Genomic DNA, 19,236 nt, shown 5'->3' on the forward strand with positions numbered 1-19,236 from the left:
GGTCACGCTCCCTGCGTGGAGTCGACGCGGGCGGCTGCGGGCGCCGGTACCCCGCGGGTGGGGCCGGCCGACGTGGAGGTGAGCTCGTAGCCGGTCTCGAGGTGGCTGTTCAGGTCGATGCCGTCGACCTCCTCCTCCTCGCTGACCCGGAACCCCACCGTCCGGTCGATGAGCTTGCCCAGCCCGTAGGCCACGACGAAGGAGAACACGATGACGACCGCGGCCGCGACCGCCTGCCGCCACAGCAGGTCGACCCCGCCACCGTAGAACAGGCCCTCCGGCCCGCCGGTGAAGTCGGACGACGCCAGCAGGCCGATCATCAGCGTGCCGATGACACCGCCCACCAGGTGCACCGCGACCACGTCGAGCGAGTCGTCGTACCCGAACCGGTACTTCAGCCCGACGCACAGCGCGCACACCGCGCCGGCGACGACGCCGATGACGATCGCGCCGACGGGGCTGACGAACGCGCAGGCCGGCGTGATGGCGACGAGCCCGGCGATCGCGCCGGACGCCGCACCGAGCGTCGTCGAGTGCTTCTGCTTGACGACGTCGACCAGCAGCCAGCCCAGCACCGCGGCCGCCGTCGCCACCAGCGTGTTCACGAACGCCGCCGACGCCAGCCCGTTGGCGCCCAGCGCCGAGCCCGCGTTGAAGCCGAACCAGCCGAACCACAGCAGCCCCGCGCCGAGCAGCACGAACGGCAGGTTGTGCGGCCGCATCGGCTGCTTCGGCCAGCCCACTCGCCGGCCCAGCACCAGCGCCAGCGCCAGGCCTGCCGCGCCCGCGTTGATGTGCACGACCGTGCCGCCGGCGAAGTCGAGCGCGCCCAGCTCGAAGATCCAGCCGCCGCCCCACACCCAGTTCGCCACCGGGAAGTACACGAGCGTCAGCCAGATCGGGACGAAGATCGCCCACCCGCGGAACGACGCGCGCTCCGCGATGGCGCCGCTGATCAGCGCGACCGTGATGATCGCGAACACCGCCTGGAACGCGACGAACGCGAACTCCGGGATCGGCGCGGCCGCCATGCTGTCCACGCCCACGCCGTCGAGGCCGGCCTTCCCCAGCCCGCCGATCAGGCCGCCGTTGCTGCCGTCGAAGGCCAGGGAGTAGCCCCACAGCACCCAGATCACCGGCACGATCGCCAGGCAGAGGAAGCTCATCATGAGCATGTTGAGGACCGCCTTGGCGCGCACCATGCCGCCGTAGAAGAAGGCCAGTCCAGGGGTCATGAGCAGAACGAGAGCCGCGCTCGTGAGCACCCACGCGGTATCGCCCGCGCTGAGTTCGGGCATCGTTGGCTCCTAGCCGAGTCGGAACGCCGGACCCGTTCACAGGCCGGCCACGTCCCTGTGATCGTGGCGATCCGTCGTTACTCGGGCGTGCGGCGACCATTACGGCCACGTGACATGCGCCACTCGCGCGTTACGAGTGCGTGAACGGAGCCTCTTTCGATGCTCGCCACCTGGCGGTCGAGCGCGCGATCGAGTTGGCCAGGCTCCACCAGCGCAACCAGACGCCATTTCCGCAGAACAATCCGTCGTCGACGATGCATCACCTGCTCGCCGCCATCGAGCCGCCGGCGTAGGTCAGCCGAGCGGCGCGGTGGAGCTGCGTTCCACCAGGGTGGTGGCGAGCTCGAAGTGGTGGGTCTCGGGGCGCTGGCCCCGCGCGAGGCCGAGCAGGGTCCGCAGCGCCACCCGGCCCATCTCACGCATCGGCTGGCGCACGGTGGTGAGCTGGGGCGACGTCCAGGCGGCGGCGTAGGTGTCGTCGAAGCCGACGATGCTGAGGTCGTCGGGCAGGCGCAGGCCGCGGCGGCGTGCCTCTTCCATGACGCCGAGGGCGGAGGCGTCGCAGCCGGCGACGATCGCCGTGGGCGGCGAGGGGAGGTCGAGCAGCCGGGCGGCCATGGCCTGCCCGTCCTCGTGGCTGAACCCCACCTGCAGCACGAGGTCGTCGTCGGCGGAGGCGGGGAGGCCGGCGCTGGACAGGGCGGCGAGATGGCCGTGCAGCCGCTGCTGCGCCGGCCGTGACGCGGGCAGGCCGCCGGCGAAGCCGATGCGCCGGTGGCCGAGCCCGAGCAGGTGCTCGGTGGCCTGCAGGCCACCGGACCAGTTGGTGGCGCTGACGCTGACCAGCCGGTCGGTGGTGCTGGGGTCGATCGACACGGGGTCGACGGCGACGAGGCCGAGGCCGGCGTCGGCGCAGGCGCGGACCTCGGAGGGGCTGACCTCGGTGGTGACGACGATCAGCCCGAGGTGCCCCTTCGCCGACAACCCGCGGAACCACTCGGGCGTCAGCGCGCCCGACCCGGCCAGATGGGTGACGACGACGTCGACGCCCTGCTCGAGGCCGGCCGACACGACGCCGGACAGCACCTGCGACGAGTACAGGTTGACGAACGCGTCGAACAGGACGGTGACCGTCGGCGTGGTGTCGTGCACCCGCCGGCCGGTGCTGGGAACGTAGCCCAGCGCCCCGATCGCCTCCTGCACCCGGGCCCGCGTCGCCGCCGCGACGTCGCCGCGTCCGTTGAGCACCTTCGACACCGTCGCCTTGGACACCCCGGCGGTCTGCGCGACGGTGTCCAGGGTCGGCCGCTCTCCTCGCATGCGCCGAAACTATTTCGGTCGAGACCCGTTGTCAAGTACCCATTGACGCCATACACCCACCTGATTACCCTCTCGGTCAACCGAAACACCGTCGCAACTGTTTCGGAACCCATTCGCTCCACGAGGACAGGATGGCGCCATGAGGCACACCAGACTCCGGGCCGTGACGGCAGCGACGGTCGCCGCCGCCACGGCGCTCGCACTCGCGGCCTGCGGGGGCGCGAGCCCCGGCGACTCCACCGACGCCGGCACGGGCGGCACCGGCGACGATGCTCAGAACGGCGAGGGCGGCGCGGCCAGCGCCTGGATCCTCACCGGCGGCGGCTGGCCCGTCACGGCCGCCTCGTTCGAACGCTGGAACGGCGCCAACGACGACCAGCCGATCGCGGTCGAGGAGTTCGAGAACGACGCGTACAAGGAGAAGATCCGCACGTCGGTCGGCTCTGGCGAGGCCCCGACGCTGATCATGAACTGGACCGGCGGCACGCTGGCCGACTACGTCGCGAACGACCAGGTCGTCGACATCGGGGCGCAGACGGCCGAGCTGACCAGCCGGGTCATGCCGTCGGTCGCGCAGAACGGCGTCATCGACGGCACCACGTACGCGGTCCCGATGAACGACGTCCAGCCGGTCGTCCTCTACTACAACGAGGACCTGTTCGCGCAGGCCGGCATCGAGGTGCCGACGACCTGGCAGGAGACCCTGGACGCGGTCGCCACCTTCCAGGACCAGGGCATCATCCCGTTCTCGCTGGCCGGGCAGAGCGTCTGGCCGGAGCTGATGTGGATCCAGTACCTCACCGACCGCGTCGGCGGGCCCGAGGTCTTCCAGGCCGTCCTCGACGGCGAGCCGGACGCGTGGTCGGACCCGGCGATCGCGGAGGCGCTGACGAAGATCCAGGAGCTGGTCGACGCCGGCGGGTTCGGCGACGCGTTCGCCTCGGTGGCCGCCGACCAGAGCGCCGACGCCGCGCTGGTGCACACCGGCCGCGCCGCCATGCTGCTGCAGGGCAGCTGGGTCTACGCGACCTTCCACACCGACAACCCGGAGTTCGCGACGTCGGCGCTCGGCTTCACCACGTTCCCGGAGGTCGAGGGCGGCAGCGGCGACCCGGCGAACATCGTCGGCAACCCGGCCAACTTCTGGTCCGTCTCGGCGTCGGCGAGCGAGGAGGCGCAGCAGACCGCGCTCGACTACGTCAACGGCTCCGTCTACGACGACGAGCAGCTCACCGCCATGCTCGACGCCGGGAGCGTGCCGCCGGTCGCGGGCCTGGAGGACCAGATCGCGCAGAGCGACGACGCCGAGTACCTGGGCTTCGCCTACGGACTGGTGCAGGACGCGCCGCACTTCCAGCTCTCCTGGGACCAGGCGCTCCCCTCGGACCAGGCGCAGGAGCTCCTGACGAACCTCAGCCAGATCTTCCTCGGCGAGATCACCCCGCAACAGTTCGTCGACGCGATGAACGCCACGCTCTGACATGACGATCGCCCGCCGGCCCGGTGCGGCCGCCACCCGCCGCACCGGGCCACCGTTCTGGCTGGCCGTGCCCGCCCTGGCGTTCTTCGCGCTGTTCGCGCTACTCCCCCTCGGCGGCGTCGCCGTCCTCTCCTTCATGGAGTGGGACGGCCTGGGCACGCCGCGCTGGGCCGGCACGGAGATCTGGCTGGACACCCTCGCCGACCCCGCGACCCGCGCAGCGCTCTGGCGCACCGTCGTGTTCGTCGTCGTGTCGTTCCTGTTCCAGGCGCCGGTCGCGCTGCTGCTCGGCGTGTTCACGGCCGGCCGGCAGCGCTACCGGGCGGCCTTCGCCGTGCTGTACTTCCTGCCGCTGCTGTTCTCGTCGGCGGCCATCGGCATCACGTTCCGGTCGCTGCTGGACCCCAACTTCGGGCTGTCCCGCGCGTTCTCCCCCGGCACGCTGACGACGAACTGGCTGGGCGACCCGGACCTCGCCCTGTACGCGGTGATCTTCGTGGTCGGCTGGTGCTTCGTGCCGTTCCACGCCCTGCTCTACCAGGCCGGGGTGCGGCAGATCCCGGCGTCGCTGTACGAGGCGGCGACGCTGGACGGCGCCGGGCGGTGGCAGCAGTTCCGGTACGTGACGCTGCCGCAGCTGCGCTACACCATCGTGACGTCGTCGACGCTGATGCTGGTCGGCTCGCTGACGTACTTCGACCTGGTGTTCGTGCTGACCGGCGGCGGGCCGGGCGAGGCGACCCGGATCCTGCCGCTGGAGATGTACCTGACCGGGTTCCGCAGCTACCAGATGGGCCCGGCCAGCGTCATCGCCGTGCTGCTGGTGGCGCTGGGCCTGGCGCTGTCGCTGCTGCTCAGCCGCATCTCCGGCTCCGGGCGCATGCAGAGCCAGCAGGCGGGCGCCGCGTGAGCCGGCGCATCCGCGAGACCCCGAACGTGCTCGGGGCGCTCGGCGGCCTGGTGTGGGTCGTCGTGACGATCGTGCCGGTCTACTACCTGGTGCTCACCAGCCTGCGCCGGCAGCAGGACTACTACACCGAGAACCCGTTGCTGCCGCCGGCGGACCCGACGCTCGACGCGTACCGGCTGGTGCTGGAGAACGACTTCCTGCGCTACCTGGGCAACAGCGTCGTGGTCACGGTCGCGGCGGTGGCGGTGATCCTGACGGTGTCGCTGATGGCGTCGTACTACGTGGTCCGCGCCGGGACGCCGCTGTCGCGCGGCACGCTGCGGCTGGCGCTGCTGGGCCTGGCGATCCCGGTGCAGGCGACGATCATCCCGGTGTACTACCTGATCGTCCGGCTGGGGCTGTACGACAGCCTGCTCGCACTGATCCTGCCGGCCATCGCGTTCGCCGTCCCGATCAGCGTGCTGATCATCGTGAACTTCGTCCGCGACATCCCGGCCGAGTTGTTCGAGTCGATGCGCGCCGACGGCGCCGGGCACGGGCGCATCCTGCTGGCGCTGGTGCTTCCGCTGAGCAAACCGGCGCTGCTGACCGTCGGCATCTACCAGGCGCTGCAGGTGTGGAACGGGTTCCTGTTCCCGCTGATCCTGACGCAGAGCTCGTCGGTGCGGGTGCTGCCGCTGTCGCTCTGGACCTACCAGGGCCAGTTCGCCGTCAACGTGCCCGCCGTCCTGGCCGCGGTGACGCTGTCCGCGCTCCCCGTCCTGGCCGCGTTCGTCGTCGGCCGCCGCCAGTTGGTGTCCGGCCTGACCGCCGGCTTCGGTAAGTGAGGAAATCGATGACCGCTGACATCGAGCGCGTCGAGGCGCTGCTCGCCGCGATGACGCCGGAGGAGAAGGCCGGCCAGCTGGGCAGCTACTGGCACCGGCCTGAGGACCCCGGGAGCGGCGACGTCGCGCCGATGGAGGGCGACATGACCGGGCCGGACTCGTTCGAGGCGGCGATCGAGCACGGCCTCGGCCACCTCACCCGCGTGTTCGGGACGGCGCCTGTCTCGGTGGCGGACGGGGTCGCCGACCTGCGCGAGCGGCAGGCGCGCGTCCAGAAGGCATCGCGGTTCGGGATCCCGGCGATCGCGCACGAGGAGTGCCTGACCGGCTTCACCGCGTACGGCGCCACGATCTACCCGACGCCGCTGGCGTGGGGCGCCGCGTTCGACCCGGAGCTCGTCGAGGAGGTGGCCGCCGCGATCGGCCGCGACCTGCGCGCAGTCGGCGTCGACCAGGGGCTGGCGCCGGTGCTCGACGTCGTCCGCGACTACCGGTGGGGCCGGGTCGAGGAGTCCATCGGCGAGGACCCGTACCTGGTCGCGACGGTGGCGACGGCGTACGTGCGCGGCCTGCAGTCCACCGGGCTGGTGGCGACGCTGAAGCACTTCGCCGGTTACTCGGCGTCGCGGGCGGCGCGCAACCACGCCCCGGTCGGAGTGGGTGCGCGGGAGCTGGCCGAGGTGCTGCTGCCGCCGTTCGAGCTGGCGATCCGCGAGGGCGGCGCCGGCGCGGTGATGCCGTCGTACGCGGCCGTCGACGGTGTGCCGCCCACCGCCAGCCACGCGCTGCTGACGACGCTGCTGCGCGACGCGTGGGGGTTCGGCGGCACCGTCGTGTCGGACTACTGGGCGGTCCCGTTCCTGCGCCGCACCCAGCGCATCGCGGCCGACGACGACGGCGCGGGCGCGCTCGCGCTGGCCGCCGGGGTGGACGTCGAACTGCCGGAGACCGTCGGCTTCGCCCGGCTGGCCGCCGGCCCGGCCCTGGACCAGGCCGCCCGCCGGGTGCTGCTGCAGAAGGGCCGGCTCGGCCTGCTCGACCCCGGCTGGGAGCCGCGCGGCGACGACGGCGCCGACCTCGACTCCCCCGCGAACCGCGCGCTGGCCCGCCGGCTGGCCGAGCGGTCGGTCGTGCTGCTGGCCAACGACGGGACGCTGCCGCTGCGTGCCGCGGGCGGCGGGCCCGGCCGGGTCGCCGTCATCGGCACGACCGCGGTGCAGCCGCGCACGTTCCTCGGCTGCTACTCGTTCCCGAACCACGTACTGGCCGGGTACGACGGCGACGACCTCGGCGTCGCGGTGCCCACCCTGCTCGAGGCGCTGCGGACGGAGCTGCCGGACGCGGCGGTGCCGCACGCGGCCGGGGCGGCGATCACCGGCGACGACCGGTCCGGGTTCGCGGCCGCGGCGGCGCTCGCGGCGCAGGCCGACGTCGCGATCGTCGCCGTCGGCGACCTCGCCGGGATGTTCGGCAGCGGCACGTCCGGCGAGGGCTGCGACGCGCCGGACCTCGCGCTGCCGGGCGTCCAGGCCGAGCTGGTCACGGCCGTCCTGGACACCGGGACGCCGGTCGTGCTGGTGGTGGTCTCCGGGCGGCCGTACGCGCTCGGCGCCCTCGCGCCCCGCTGCGCGGCCGTCGTCCAGGCGTTCTTCCCGGGCGAGGAAGGCGGCGCCGCGATCGCGGGTGTGCTGTCCGGGCGGGTCGAGCCGAGCGGCCGGCTCCCGGTCGCCGTCCCCCGTACGCCGTCGGGCGCGCTGCCGACGTACCGGGCGGCGCCGCTGGGGCGGCGCACGGACGGCATCTCCAGCCTCGACCCGGCGCCGCTGTACCCGTTCGGGCACGGCCTGTCCTACACCACCGTCGAGTACCGGGACCTGACGCTCGGCGCGGCGTCGATGCCGGCCGACGGGCGGGTCGACGTCACGGTGACGGTGCGCAACGCCGGCCGCCGCCCCGCCGCCGAGGTCGTGCAGCTCTACCTCACCGACCACGTCGCGCAGACCGTGCGGCCGGTCCGCGAGCTGATCGGCTACCTGCGCGTGCCGCTGGCGCCGGGCGAGACCCGCCGCGTCACGTTCGACGTGCACGCCGACCGCACGTCGTTCCCCGGCCTGGACCTGCGCCGCGTCGTCGAGCCCGGCACGTTCACGCTGGCCGCGGGCCCGTCCAGTGAGGCGCTGCCGGTGGCCGCCGAGCTGGAGATCACCGGCGACGCGCCGCGCGTGCTGGCCGGCGCCCGCGTCATGACGACCCCGGCCCGGGTGGAGTGACCGGGCCGAGTCCGAGGATGCGGCGGAGCAGGTCCGGGTTGCCCGGCCAGGCCTCGAACAGCGCCTCCCTCGGGACGGTGCGGGCGGCGTAGCGCAGCACCAGCGCGACCACGACGACGTCGTCGAGCGGGCCGATGACCGGCAGGAACTCCGGGATCAGGTCGATCGGCGAGAGCACCCAGAGCATCGCGACCAGCACCGCCACCCTGGCCCGCCGCGGCACCCGGGGGTCGCGGCGCAGCCGGCGCGCCGTCGTGACGCAGTCGGGCAGGAAGCCGGCGAGGTCCTTCGCCAGGCCGGGCGGCAGCCGCCACGCCAGGAGCATGAGCACCAGCCAGGTGAGCACCAGCACGCCGACGGCGATCAGGCCTGCCTGCAGCCAGCCGGGCATCGCCACCTCCGCGAGAGGACTTGCATCCGGTACCCAGGTACGGGTTTACCGTCGAGGCATGGACATCGACGCCACGTTCCTTCCATCATCGTGCACCCTGCCCACGGCCGAGCGCCCGCTGCGGCTGGCCGAGTTCGCCGACCTGTTCGCCCGCTCCGCGAGCGGCCCGGTGCGGGTCTCCCCGACCCGGCTGCGGCTCACCCTCGACGACGACCCTGTCGTCCTCGCGACCGCCCGTGACCTCGCCGGACGCGAGTCGGCCTGTTGCTCGTTCTTCACCTTCGACTTCGGTGACGGCGGCGCGCTGACGGTCGACGTGCCGCCGGCGCAGGCGACGGTGCTGGACGGCCTGGAGCGGCTGGCCCGATGACGCTGCGCAGCGGCGAGCTGGCCGCGGCGGCCGGCGTCAACCTGCAGACGCTGCGCTACTACGAGCGCCGCGGACTGCTCGCGGCGCCGGAGCGCACCCTCGGCGGCCACCGCACGTACCCGGACGGCGCCGTCACCACCGTCCGCGTCATCAAGGCGGCGCAGCGGCTCGGCTTCACGCTGGACGAGATCGCCGAGCTCTCCGACACCGGCCGCGGCCACGCCCGCTCCGACGCCGACCTGCGCGAACGCGCCACCGCGAAGATCGCCGAGATCGAGGGCCGCATCGCCGACCTCGTCGCCATCCGCGACACCCTGAGAGCCGCCGTCGACGCCGGCTGCCACGACCTGCGCGACTGCGCCGGCAGCCCGGACTGCCCGATCCCGTTCACCGGCCTGGCCCACCACTCCTGACCCGCTTTGCAATGAGCACCTATACGCAACACCTGGTGCCGTTGCGTATAGGTGCTCATTGCAAAGCGGCGCCCCGGGCGCGACGCCGCCCGAGGCGCCTTCCAGCGGCTGGGTCAGTGCTCCCAGTCCCAGCTGCGGTTCATGTCACGGTCGCGCATGGCTCCTCCTCTCCTCGGCTCGATGGACGGCCGGGCCGAGGTGGTCGCGGCGGCGCAACAGCGCCGCCCAGACCAGCACCGCGCCCAGCGAACCGGCGGCCGCGCACGCGGCGACGGCCACCGACGGCGGCAGCAGTTCGGCCAGCCCGCCGGCCAGCAGGACGCCGGCGCCCTGCGCCGACTGCAGGCCGGCCGACGCGAAGCCGATGGCGCGCCCGCGTACCTCGTCGGCCAGCTCCTCGGTGAACGCCACCTGCGCCAGCACCATGTACGTCGCGAGCAGCCCGGACAACGCCCACAACACCACCGTCACCGGCATCGGCGGGCCGGCGACCGTCGCCACGAGTGGCAGCCCGGTCGCGACCGCGAGCGGCGCCGTCAGCCGGTCCCGCCACGCCCGCCGCACCCGGGTCACCAGGGCGGCGCCGACCACCGAGCCCACGACGTCGGCCGCCATCAGCAGCCCGACGGCGGCCGCGCCGGCGCCGATCTGGTCCGCGTACGGCGCCGCGAGCGCCTCCGGGGCCAGGAAGAAGCCGAACAGCCAGATCAGCGACACCAGCCCGAGCAGCCGCCGGTCACCGACCACCAGCCGCACGCCCGCCAGCGCGAACCCGGACGGCCGCCGCGCGGAGTCCCCGCCGGGCCGGTGCGGCCGCAGCCCCCACCGCAGCAGCGCCGCCGACAGCAGGAACGTGACGGCGTTGGCGGCCAGCGCGACGTGCGGCCCGCCCGCCCACACGACCACCAGGCCGCCGACGGTGAACCCGGCGATCTGGGCCACCCCGTCGGTCGCCGTCATGATGCCCATCCCGACGGCGAACCGGTCGCCGGTCAGCACGGCCGGCAGGGTCGCGGTCCGGCCGGCCGCGAACAGCGGCTGCAGGCACGTCATCGCGACCACGAGCGCCGCGAGCAGCGGCAGCGGCATGCCGGGGATCGCCATCAGCCCGGCGAACGCCGCCCGCGCCACGTCGACGGCCACCATCACCGTCCGGCGCGGGTACCGGTCCGCCAGCCCGGTCAGCAACGGCGCCGTGACCAGCGGCGGCAGCAGGGTGAGCGCGTAGATCAGCGCCGTCAGCCCGGCCGAGGCGGTCCGCTCGTACACCAGCAGCGCCAGTGCCACCCGGGCCAGCTGGTCTCCGGCGCGCGACTGGGTCTGGGCCAGCCAGAGCACGCGGAACTCGGCGACGCCGAACACCTCGCGCCAGCCGGCCATCGGTCCCTCCGCGCCGGCACCGCACCGGCTCCGGACCGACGGTAGGAGCGGGCTGCTTCAGCCCGTCTTCACCGTGTCTTCACGGCCGTCGACGGCCGGGGCGGCCGACGGCTCAGCCGACGGCTCAGCCGACGGCGGTGTCCTGCGGCACCGGGGTGAGCAGCGGGCCGATCCGCCGGCCGCGGACGATCTCGGGGCGGATCCGCAGGCCGTGCTCGTCGGCCGTGGACCGCCCGATGGTGACGACGCACCAGCCGGTCTGCCTGGTCTCGTCGTACTCGTCGGCCTGGAACGCGACGACGCCCAGCCGGTCGGCCGGCGGCAGCTCGGGCGTCGAACCGACCTGGACGACCACGTCGTCGCCGTCGAGGTGGAAGCGGACCGGCTCGATGGCCGGCAGCGCGCCCTCGGTGAAGACCAGACGGCCGATCGGGGCGCCGGCGAGCAGCGCGTAACACGTGCGCCGGTCCAGCGGGTCCGGGTCGGCCGCGGTCGAGGGAGGCACGCGCCCCACGCTCCTCCGAACCGGCCCGTGCCGGAAGGGACGAAGGTCCCATGACGACCCCTGCTGGCTGGGGTACCGTCGTGCACGTGAGCACCGATCGTGTCGTCCGCGTCTTCCTGCTCGACGACCACGAGGTGGTCCGGCGCGGGGTGTCCGCCCTGCTCGAGACCGAGCCCGACATCGAGGTCGTCGGCGAGGCCGGCACCGCCGAACAGGCCATGGCCCGCATCCCCGCCCTCGAGCCCGACGTCGCCATCCTCGACGTCCGCCTCCCCGACGGCGACGGCGTCACCGTCTGCCGCGAGATGCGCTCGCGCCTCCCCCACCTGCAGTGCCTCATGTTCACCTCGTTCGCCGACGACGACGCCCTGTTCGACGCCGTCATGGCCGGCGCCGCCGGGTACGTCCTCAAGCAGGTGCACGGCACCGACCTCATCGGCGCGGTCCGGGCGCTGGCCGAGGGCAAGTCGCTGCTCGACCCCGAGAGCACCGCCCGCATGCTGGCCCGCCTACGCGACCGCGCCACCCGCGCCGACCCGCTGGCCGCGCTCACCGACCAGGAACGGCGCATCCTCGACCTCATCGGCGAGGGCCTCACCAACCGCCAGATCGGCGAGCGGATGTTCCTCGCCGAGAAGACCATCAAGAACTACGTCTCCAACCTGCTGGCCAAGCTCGACATGAGCCGCCGCACCCAGGCAGCGGCACTGTCGGCGCAGCTCAAGGCCGAGGCGAAAGACCATCCGAGCAGCTGACGCCGCCGCTAAGGTCGTCCCATGAGCTCCGACCCGACGACCATGCCGGCCGATGTGGGGCGCGGGCTCTCGACGGCGGAGGTGGCGGCGCGCATCGCGGCCGGCCGCACCAACGACGTCCCGGCGCGGGCCAGTCGCGGCACCTGGGAGATCGTCCGCGGCAACGTCTTCACCCGCATCAACGCGATCCTCCTGGTGCTGTTCCTCATCGTGCTCGGCACCGGTTCGCTGCTGGACGGCCTGTTCGGCGGCATGATCGTCGCGAACAGCGTCGTGGGCATGATCCAGGAACTGCGCGCCAAGCGCACCCTCGACCGCCTCACCATCGTCGGGCAGGCCCGCCCGCGGGTGCGCCGCGACGGCACCGCCGTCGAGCTGGCCCCGAACGAGGTGGTCGCCGACGACGTCATCGAGATGGGCGCCGGCGACCAGGTCGTCGTCGACGGCGAGGTGGTGGCGGCCGACGCGCTCGAGGTCGACGAGTCGCTGCTGACCGGCGAGTCCGACCCGGTCGTGAAGCACGCCGGCGACCCGGTGATGTCGGGCAGCTTCGTGGTGGCCGGCAACGGCGCCTACCGCGCCACCAAGGTGGGCCGCGAGGCGTACGCGGCCCGGCTGTCCGAGGAGGCCAGCCGGTTCACGCTGGTCAACTCCGATCTGCGCAACGGCGTCAACACCATCCTGCGGTTCATCACCTACCTGCTGATCCCGGCCGGCGCGCTGTCCATCTACAACCAGCTCTCCGGCGACCAGGACCTCCCCGACGCGCTGCGCGGCATGGTCGCGGCGCTGGTGCCGATGGTGCCCGAGGGCCTGGTGCTCATGCTGTCCATCGCGTTCGCGGTCGGCGTGGTCCGGCTGGGCCGGCGGCAGTGCCTGGTGAACGAGCTGCCGGCCATCGAGGGGCTGGCCCGGGTCGACGTCGTGTGCGCCGACAAGACCGGCACCCTGACGGAGAACGCCATGCGGCTGGCGGAGATCCGCGACCTCGACGGCGAACCCGGCAGCACCCGGACGGCGCTGGGCGCGCTGGCCGCCGCCGACCCCCGTCCGAACGCCAGCCTGCAGGCCATCGCCGAGGCGCACCCCGACGACCCCGGCTGGCGGGTCACCGGCGTGGCGCCGTTCTCGTCGGCGCGCAAGTGGAGCGGTGCGAGCTTCGACGGCCACGGCGACTGGCTGCTCGGCGCGCCCGACGTGCTGCTGCCGGCCGGCGACCCGGTGCGCGACGACGCCGAGCGGACCGCCGCGCAGGGACTGCGGGTGCTGCTGCTCGGCCGCTCCGACCGGCCGGTCGACGACGCCGGCGCGCCCGGCGCCGTCACCCCGGCGGCGCTGCTGGTGCTGGACCAGAAGGTCCGCCCCGACGCCAAGGACACGCTGGCCTACTTCGCCGAGCAGAGCGTCACCGTCAAGGTGATCTCCGGCGACAACGCGGCCTCGGTCGGCGCCGTCGCGGGGTCGCTCGGGCTGCCGGGCGCCGCGCACACCGTCGACGCCCGCACGCTGCCCGAGCAGCGCGACGCGCTCGCCGACGTGCTCGACGACAACGCCGTCTTCGGCCGCGTCTCACCCGACCAGAAGCGGGCCATGGTCGGGGCGCTGCAGTCGCGCGGGCACACCGTCGCGATGACCGGCGACGGCGTCAACGACGTGCTCGCGCTCAAGGACGCCGACATCGGCGTCGCGATGGGCGCCGGCAGCCCGGCCACCCGGTCCGTCGCGCAGATCGTGCTGCTCGACAACAAGTTCGCCACGCTGCCGCACGTCGTGGCCGAGGGCCGCCGCGTCATCGGCAACATCGAGCGGGTCGCCACGTTGTTCCTCACCAAGACGGTGTACTCGGTGCTGCTGGCGTTCATGGTGGGCGTGCCCGGGCTGGTCGGGTTCGACCCGCTGCCGTACCCGTTCTTCCCGCGCCACGTCACCATCACCGGCTGGTTCACCATCGGCCTGCCCGCGTTCGTGCTGTCGCTGGCGCCCAACACCGAGCGGGCCCGGCCCGGCTTCGTCGGCCGGGTCATGCGCACGTCGGTGCCGGCCGGCATCGTCATCGGGGCGGCCTGTTTCGTCGCGTACCTGCTCACCTACCAGGGCGCCGACGCGACCGAGGCCGAGCGGACGCAGTCGACCACCACGGCGCTGATCACGCTGACGATCATCGCGCTCTGGGTGCTGGCCATCGTCGCCCGGCCGTACGCGCCGTGGAAGATCGCGCTGGTCGTCGTCATGGCGGCGTCGTCGGCGCTGATGTTCGTGCTGCCGTTCACCCAGGACCTGTTCCTGCTCGACCCCAGCAACACCGGGTACACCGTCATCGGGCTGATCTGCGCGGGCGCCGGCGTCGTGCTGGTCGAGCTGGTGTGGGCGTGGAGCGGGCGGCAGGGTCAGGCCGACTCCGACGACTGAGCGCCGCCGGCCGGGACGTCCCAGCGCACCACGGTGCCGCCGTCGGGGCCGGGCCCGGCGGTGAACGTCCCGCCCAGGCGGGCCGCCCGCTCGGCCAGGTTGGCCAGCCCGCTGCGGTGCGGCACCTCCGGCAGCCCGACGCCGTTGTCGGTGACGGTGACCCGCACGCGGCCGCCGGACAGCTCGACGACGGCGCCGGCGCGGCTCGCCTTGGCGTGCCGGACGACGTTCGACAGCGACTCCTGCAGCACCGGCACCAGCTGCTCGGCGATCTCGTCGGAGACGGCGTTGTCGAGCTCGCCGATCAGCTGCAGGCCAGGCGCGAACCCGAGCTGCTCCCCCGCCGACTGGACGACGGCGACCAGCCGGCCGCGCAGGGTGTCGGTGACGTCGTCCTTGGACGACTGCAGGGCGAAGATGGTCGAGCGGATCTGCCGGATCGTGGCGTCGAGGTCGTCGACGGTGCGCTCGACCCGCGCGGCGACGTCCGGACGGTCGATCAGCCGGGCCGCCGCGGTGAGGCTCATCGCGCTGGCGAACAGCCGCTGGACCACGACGTCGTGCAGGTCGCGGGCGATGCGCTCGCGGTCGTCGACCAGCCCGTGCCGCTCGGCGTCCTTGCGCGCGTCGGCCAGTTCCAGCCCGACGGCGGCCTGGCTGGCGAAGGCCTGCAGCATGCGCACCGTCGGCCCGGCGAACGGGTGCTCGCCGCGCTGTCGCGCCAGCACCAGTACGCCACGCACCTGCGGCTCGGCGCCCAGCGGCACCAGCAGCGCGGGACCGGCCGGCAGGCGGTCCAGCAGCGGGGCCGGCTCGACGCCGCGGCGGATCTCGGCGACGACGCGCGGCTCGCCGGAGCGCAGCACCGCCTCGGACAGCGTCCCCTCGGCGGAGAACCGCAGCCCGTTCAGCCCGTCGGCGCCGTCGCCGTGGGCCGTCAGCACCCGCATCAGCCCGGCGGCGTCGTCGTCGGGCGCGATGACCACCGCGGTGCGCGACGACGACATCGTCCGCGCGTGCGACGCGATCAGCATCAGCGCGTCGTCGACCGAGCTGCCGGACAGCAGCGCCTGGGTGACCTCGGCGGACGCGTCGAGCCAGGTCTCGCGGCGGCGGCTGGCGTCGTAGAGGCGGGCGTTCTCGATGGCGATGCCCGCGGCCGTGGCCAGCGCCGTCACGATGGTCTCGTCCTGCTCCTCGAAGTCGCGGCCGCCGTTCTTCTCCGTCAGGTACAGGTTGCCGAACACGGCGTCGCGGACCCGGATGGGCACGCCGAGGAAGCTGTGCATCGGCGGGTGCCCCTCCGGGAACCCGTACGACTCCGGGTGCCCGGAGATCTCGTCCAGCCGCAGCGACCGCGGCTCCTTGATCAGCAGGCCGAGCAGGCCGCGGCCGTGCGGCCAGTGCGCGATGTGGGCGATCTCGTCCTCGGACAGCCCGACCGGGATGAACTGTGCCAGCTGGCCGTCGTCGCCGATGACGCCGAGCGCGCCGTAGCGGCAGTCGACGAGGTCGGTCGCGACCTCGACGATGCGCCGCAGGACGCTCTCGAGGTCCAGCTCGCGGCCGATCGACACGACCGCCTCGAGCAGCGCGTGCACACCGTCGCGCGCCGCGACGACGGCCTGCAGGCGCGCCTGCACCTCCGTCATCAGCCGATCGAGCGGCACCTTCGGCAGAAGCTGCTCGGACTCGTACACTCTCTCGACCCCCTACCGCCCGCGCCAAGTTTCCCATCGAGCAGCGACGATGTCGAGGATGACCAGGCCGAGGGTCCCGGCGTGGCGGGACCTTGGTCCCATCGGAGTCCGACCTTCGCCCGCTCGCGCTCACCGTCGCTGCGCGGTGCACTGGGGTGGGGCGGATCACACCAGCCGCACCCGCGGGGGATGGCTCGGGGCCGGTATCGGGGGTTGCCGGCCCCGAGTCAACATCCGGCGCTGTCGGTGCCGGATGCCAGACTGGCCCGGTGCTGGAGTTCACGTTCGACGCCGGCTTGTGGGCGTACGACGGCGAGATGTCGTGGGTGTTCGTCACCGTGCCGCCCGACGTCTCGGACGAGATCCGCGCCGTGCCCCGCCCGCCCCGGCCCGGCTTCGGGTCGTTGAAGGTCGGTGTGCGCCTCGGCGGCTCCTCCTGGTCCACCTCGATCTTCCCCGACTCCACCAGCGGCGGCTACGTGCTGCCGGTGAAGAAGGCGGTCCGTACCGCCGAGGGCGTCGACGACGGCGACATGGTCACCGTCGAGCTGACCGTCCGCGACTAGCCGACGGGGCCGGGCGGGCGTCAGCCGGTCCAGACGGCGATCAGCCCGACCTGCACGGCGAGCACCGCGACGATGGCCAGCCACTGCCGCCCGACCGGCCAGTGCCGGGCGACGGTCGCCACCAGGAGCACGGCGCCGCCCACGCCGCCGACGACGCCGGTGATCGCCGGTCCGGCCGAGCCCGACAACAGCCCGCCCACCGCGACCACCAGGGCCAGCGTCGACGTCCCGATGATCAGGGAGTCGCGCACGAACCCCTCGGCCAGCGAGGCGAGCGCGGCGGGAATGGCGCCGCGGCGGCGCGGCGGCGTCCGGGACGGCTCGGGCGCGACATCCTCGGCGGGCTGGTCACCGGACATATCGGTCACTCTACGAGTATCCGGCGGGATCACCCCCGGTGGGTGATGCCGCTGCCGCCGCGCCGCCGGAAAAGTGGGAAACCGGGGACCTCCCCGCGTCAGCTCGCAGGAGGAGTCATGACCGATTTCCGCACCTCGCCGACCGAGACGCCCAGGCCGGAGCCGTCCGGCTGGGCGACCGGCGGCGTCATCTTCGCGGCCACGATGATGGTCCTCATCGGCGTCTTCCAGGCGCTCGAGGGCCTGGCGGCGATCATCGACGACGAGTTCTTCGTCGTCCTGCCCAATTACACGTTCGACCTCGACACCACCGCGTGGGGCTGGGTGCACCTGATCCTCGGCATCGTCATCGCGCTGGCCGGGTTCTTCCTGTTCACCGGCAGTGCCGTGGCCGGCGGGGTGGCGATCGGGCTCGCCGGACTGAGCGCGATCGCCAACTTCTTCTTCATCCCGTACTACCCGTTCTGGTCGCTGCTGATCATCGCGATCGACATCTTCGTGATCTGGGCGATCGCGAGGTCCGGCGTCCTCAGCGGGAGGTAGCTCAGCGCAGCAGGACCGGCCGCGAGCAGCCGAACTCGGCCACCCAGCCCTCGACCTCGGTGTCGCCGGAGACGACGAGGCCGCGGCCGCCGGGCAGCACGCCGTCGTCGACGATGCTGCGCAGGCCGGTCCAGGCGTCGAGGTCGTCGTGGCCGTGGATCTCCGACTGCACCGGCCAGTCCGGCACCCCGGCGAGCGCGGTCGTGGCGGCTTCCGCCGCGGCCGCGTCGCCGGCGTCGGTGGCCCGGATCCATCCCTCGATCCAGGCGCACCGGGCCTCGGACTCGACGGTGTACGCCAGCGCGTGCCGGGTGGTGACGCCGCCGGACGGGGTGACCCGCAGGCCGTCGGGCAGTGCGGCGCCGCCGAGCATCGCGTCGGCCGTCGCGACGATGTCCTCGGACCGGACGATGTCGCCGGGCAGCGCGGACAGCCAGGTCGCCGCGTCCACCTGCGTCACCGCGGCGAGCAGGTCCGCGAACTCGGCGTCGTCCATCGGCGAGCGCCAGGTCATCAGCTCCACGAAGGCGTCGCCCTGCTCCCAGACGGCGTTCCAGTCGCCGTCGCCGTACGAGAACACCGTCGCCCGGTGGCCGGCGACGACCGCCTCGCTGACGGTGTCGGCCGCGCCCTCGCGGCTGGCGATGGCGGCCGGCGCGTCGGCCGAGGTGCTCCACGAGAGATGCGCCTCGCTGGCGCCGTCGGTGAACCGCATGGTCCCGTCGCCGGGATCGAGTTCGTCGGCGCTCTCGACCCGCCAGTCCGGCGCGTCGACGAGCAGCCGCGGCGTCTGGTCGGCCAGCGCGATCGCCTCGCTCGCCCACACCACCGGGTCGTCGCCCTGCGTGCTGACCAGGGCGGTGACGCCGACGGCTGCGGCCGCGGCGACGGCGCCCAGGGTGGCCAGCCGGCGGACCCGGCGGCGCGGCCGGCGAGCCGGCGCGGGCGCGCGGCCGGCCGGGAGCACCGGCTCCGGCGCGGTGCGGATCAGGCTCATCAGCTCCGCCTCGGCGGCGCTGCCGGTCAGGGTGACGATCTCCTCGTCGCTGTGCTGCGCGGCCCGGCGGACCAGCGCGGTCATGGGGTCGGTCACGATTCCTCCTGGTCGTCGTGGGGGTGCGGCGCGGTCCAGCCGAGCGTCTCGAGTTCGGCGCGCAGCCGCCCGCGGGCCCGCTGCAGCCGGCTGCGCAGCGTCGACGGCGGCACCGCCAGGACCGCGGCCGCCTCGGCCGGAGTCAGGCCCTCCCAGCTGGTCAGCTCGATGACCTCGCGGTCGGCCGGGTCGAGCCGCCGTAGCGCGGCGCGGATGAGCTCGGCCTGCGGGTCGTCGCCCGGCCGGCCGGTGCGGGCCTGGGTGGCGAGGTGGTCGCGCAGCCGGGCGGCCAGCGCGTCGCGGCGGCGGTCGCCGCGGTGGTGGTTGGCGAGGACCCGCCGGGCGACGCCGTACAACCAGAGCCTGGCCTCGTCACCGGCCGGGACGTCGTCGATGCGCCGCCAGGCGACCACGAACGTCTCGGCGATGACGTCGGCCGCATCGGCGGCGACCTCCACCCGGCGCAGCGCGTACGCGAGCACCGTCGAGGAATGGGCGGTGTACAGGGCCTCGAACCGCTGGCGGCGCGAGGTCAGGTGATAGTCGGCGGGGTCGGGCGCTCGGGTGGTGGCCGGCACGGTCTCCCTCTCTACGCGGAACGTTGACGTAGAGGGATGTCCGGTGCGGGCCGCGGCGTCCCAGCCGCG

At 73.6% G+C, this 19,236-nt stretch carries 20 protein-coding genes; 11 read left to right on the forward strand and 9 right to left on the reverse strand.

Annotated features, from left to right (window positions below; genetic code table 11):
• Positions 1-2: 2 nt before the first annotated feature.
• Positions 3-1,298 carry an ammonium transporter gene (locus BLV02_RS15035; RefSeq protein ID WP_069111874.1) on the reverse strand — a complete coding sequence of 432 codons (1,296 nt, stop codon included), beginning with the start codon at positions 1,296-1,298 and terminating at the stop codon, positions 3-5.
• A 140-nt stretch (positions 1,299-1,438) separates the two neighbouring features.
• Here BLV02_RS15035 and BLV02_RS36540 point away from each other — a divergent pair, with 140 nt between their 5' ends.
• Positions 1,439-1,591, forward strand: coding sequence for a hypothetical protein (locus BLV02_RS36540; RefSeq protein ID WP_171906755.1), 153 nt, complete (start codon positions 1,439-1,441; stop codon positions 1,589-1,591).
• 1 nt (position 1,592) lies between these two features.
• On the opposite strand, the gene BLV02_RS15040 is transcribed toward BLV02_RS36540, so the two are convergent.
• Entirely contained in the window at positions 1,593-2,618 is a 1,026-nt protein-coding gene (locus tag BLV02_RS15040; protein WP_069111873.1) for a LacI family DNA-binding transcriptional regulator, read from the reverse strand.
• 139 nt (positions 2,619-2,757) lie between these two features.
• Here BLV02_RS15040 and BLV02_RS15045 point away from each other — a divergent pair, with 139 nt between their 5' ends.
• The 4 genes from BLV02_RS15045 to BLV02_RS15060 are packed head-to-tail and all read left to right on the forward strand — an operon-like array spanning position 2,758 to position 8,105.
• Entirely contained in the window at positions 2,758-4,098 is a 1,341-nt protein-coding gene (locus tag BLV02_RS15045) for an extracellular solute-binding protein (protein WP_069111872.1), read from the forward strand.
• A gap of 1 nt (position 4,099) precedes the next feature.
• Positions 4,100-5,008 (forward strand): carbohydrate ABC transporter permease, encoded by a 909-nt coding sequence (locus BLV02_RS15050; protein ID WP_069111871.1) that lies wholly within the window; start codon positions 4,100-4,102, stop codon positions 5,006-5,008.
• Complete coding sequence (locus tag BLV02_RS15055; protein ID WP_069111870.1) at positions 5,005-5,835, forward strand: carbohydrate ABC transporter permease; 831 nt, start codon at positions 5,005-5,007, stop codon at positions 5,833-5,835. Before BLV02_RS15050 ends, BLV02_RS15055 begins: the two co-directional genes overlap by 4 nt.
• 8 nt (positions 5,836-5,843) lie before the next feature.
• A complete protein-coding gene (locus BLV02_RS15060; protein ID WP_069111869.1) occupies positions 5,844-8,105 on the forward strand; it encodes a glycoside hydrolase family 3 N-terminal domain-containing protein in 2,262 nt (753 codons plus the stop codon).
• On the opposite strand, the gene BLV02_RS38265 is transcribed toward BLV02_RS15060, so the two are convergent.
• Positions 8,077-8,496, reverse strand: coding sequence for a YkvA family protein (locus tag BLV02_RS38265; protein WP_069111868.1), 420 nt, complete (start codon positions 8,494-8,496; stop codon positions 8,077-8,079). The two genes, BLV02_RS15060 and BLV02_RS38265, sit on opposite strands and share 29 nt — an antisense overlap.
• A gap of 58 nt (positions 8,497-8,554) precedes the next feature.
• Here BLV02_RS38265 and BLV02_RS15070 point away from each other — a divergent pair, with 58 nt between their 5' ends.
• Both BLV02_RS15070 and BLV02_RS15075 read left to right on the forward strand, forming a co-directional pair.
• Positions 8,555-8,866 (forward strand): hypothetical protein, encoded by a 312-nt coding sequence (locus BLV02_RS15070; protein WP_069111867.1) that lies wholly within the window; start codon positions 8,555-8,557, stop codon positions 8,864-8,866.
• Entirely contained in the window at positions 8,863-9,279 is a 417-nt protein-coding gene (locus BLV02_RS15075; protein ID WP_069111866.1) for a MerR family DNA-binding protein, read from the forward strand. The genes BLV02_RS15070 and BLV02_RS15075 overlap by 4 nt, the downstream gene beginning before the upstream one ends.
• A gap of 144 nt (positions 9,280-9,423) precedes the next feature.
• On the opposite strand, the gene BLV02_RS15080 is transcribed toward BLV02_RS15075, so the two are convergent.
• Positions 9,424-10,659 carry an MFS transporter gene (locus BLV02_RS15080; RefSeq protein ID WP_069111865.1) on the reverse strand — a complete coding sequence of 412 codons (1,236 nt, stop codon included), beginning with the start codon at positions 10,657-10,659 and terminating at the stop codon, positions 9,424-9,426.
• A gap of 124 nt (positions 10,660-10,783) precedes the next feature.
• A complete protein-coding gene (locus BLV02_RS15085; RefSeq protein ID WP_069111864.1) occupies positions 10,784-11,164 on the reverse strand; it encodes a pyridoxamine 5'-phosphate oxidase family protein in 381 nt (126 codons plus the stop codon).
• 86 nt (positions 11,165-11,250) lie between these two features.
• Between BLV02_RS15085 and BLV02_RS15090 the strand changes: the two genes are divergently transcribed.
• Together BLV02_RS15090 and BLV02_RS15095 are read left to right on the forward strand one after the other, a co-directional pair.
• On the forward strand, positions 11,251-11,919 hold the full coding sequence (locus BLV02_RS15090) for a response regulator (RefSeq protein WP_240477222.1): 669 nt from the start codon (positions 11,251-11,253) through the stop codon (positions 11,917-11,919).
• Positions 11,920-11,940: 21 nt separating this feature from the next.
• Positions 11,941-14,328: an HAD-IC family P-type ATPase gene (locus BLV02_RS15095; protein ID WP_141711610.1), complete on the forward strand. Its 2,388-nt coding sequence runs from the start codon at positions 11,941-11,943 to the stop codon at positions 14,326-14,328.
• Here the strand turns inward: BLV02_RS15095 and BLV02_RS15100 are convergent.
• Positions 14,307-15,980, reverse strand: coding sequence for a sensor histidine kinase (locus BLV02_RS15100; protein WP_083288734.1), 1,674 nt, complete (start codon positions 15,978-15,980; stop codon positions 14,307-14,309). The two genes, BLV02_RS15095 and BLV02_RS15100, sit on opposite strands and share 22 nt — an antisense overlap.
• A 317-nt stretch (positions 15,981-16,297) precedes the next feature.
• Here BLV02_RS15100 and BLV02_RS15105 point away from each other — a divergent pair, with 317 nt between their 5' ends.
• Positions 16,298-16,594: a DUF1905 domain-containing protein gene (locus BLV02_RS15105; protein ID WP_074946354.1), complete on the forward strand. Its 297-nt coding sequence runs from the start codon at positions 16,298-16,300 to the stop codon at positions 16,592-16,594.
• Between the two features lie 20 nt (positions 16,595-16,614).
• Here BLV02_RS15105 and BLV02_RS15110 read toward each other — a convergent pair whose 3' ends face one another.
• Positions 16,615-16,953 (reverse strand): hypothetical protein, encoded by a 339-nt coding sequence (locus BLV02_RS15110; protein WP_069111861.1) that lies wholly within the window; start codon positions 16,951-16,953, stop codon positions 16,615-16,617.
• A gap of 117 nt (positions 16,954-17,070) precedes the next feature.
• On the opposite strand from BLV02_RS15110, the gene BLV02_RS15115 reads away from it, so the two are divergent.
• Positions 17,071-17,496: a DUF7144 family membrane protein gene (locus BLV02_RS15115; RefSeq protein ID WP_069111860.1), complete on the forward strand. Its 426-nt coding sequence runs from the start codon at positions 17,071-17,073 to the stop codon at positions 17,494-17,496.
• A 1-nt stretch (position 17,497) separates the two neighbouring features.
• On the opposite strand, the gene BLV02_RS15120 is transcribed toward BLV02_RS15115, so the two are convergent.
• Entirely contained in the window at positions 17,498-18,589 is a 1,092-nt protein-coding gene (locus tag BLV02_RS15120; protein WP_069111859.1) for a hypothetical protein, read from the reverse strand.
• Complete coding sequence (locus BLV02_RS15125) at positions 18,586-19,167, reverse strand: RNA polymerase sigma factor (RefSeq protein ID WP_216094248.1); 582 nt, start codon at positions 19,165-19,167, stop codon at positions 18,586-18,588. The genes BLV02_RS15120 and BLV02_RS15125 overlap by 4 nt, the downstream gene beginning before the upstream one ends.
• Between the last annotated feature and the right edge of the window lie 69 nt (positions 19,168-19,236).

This window comes from Jiangella alba (assembly GCF_900106035.1).
Classification (GTDB): Bacteria; Actinomycetota; Actinomycetes; order Jiangellales; family Jiangellaceae; genus Jiangella; species Jiangella alba.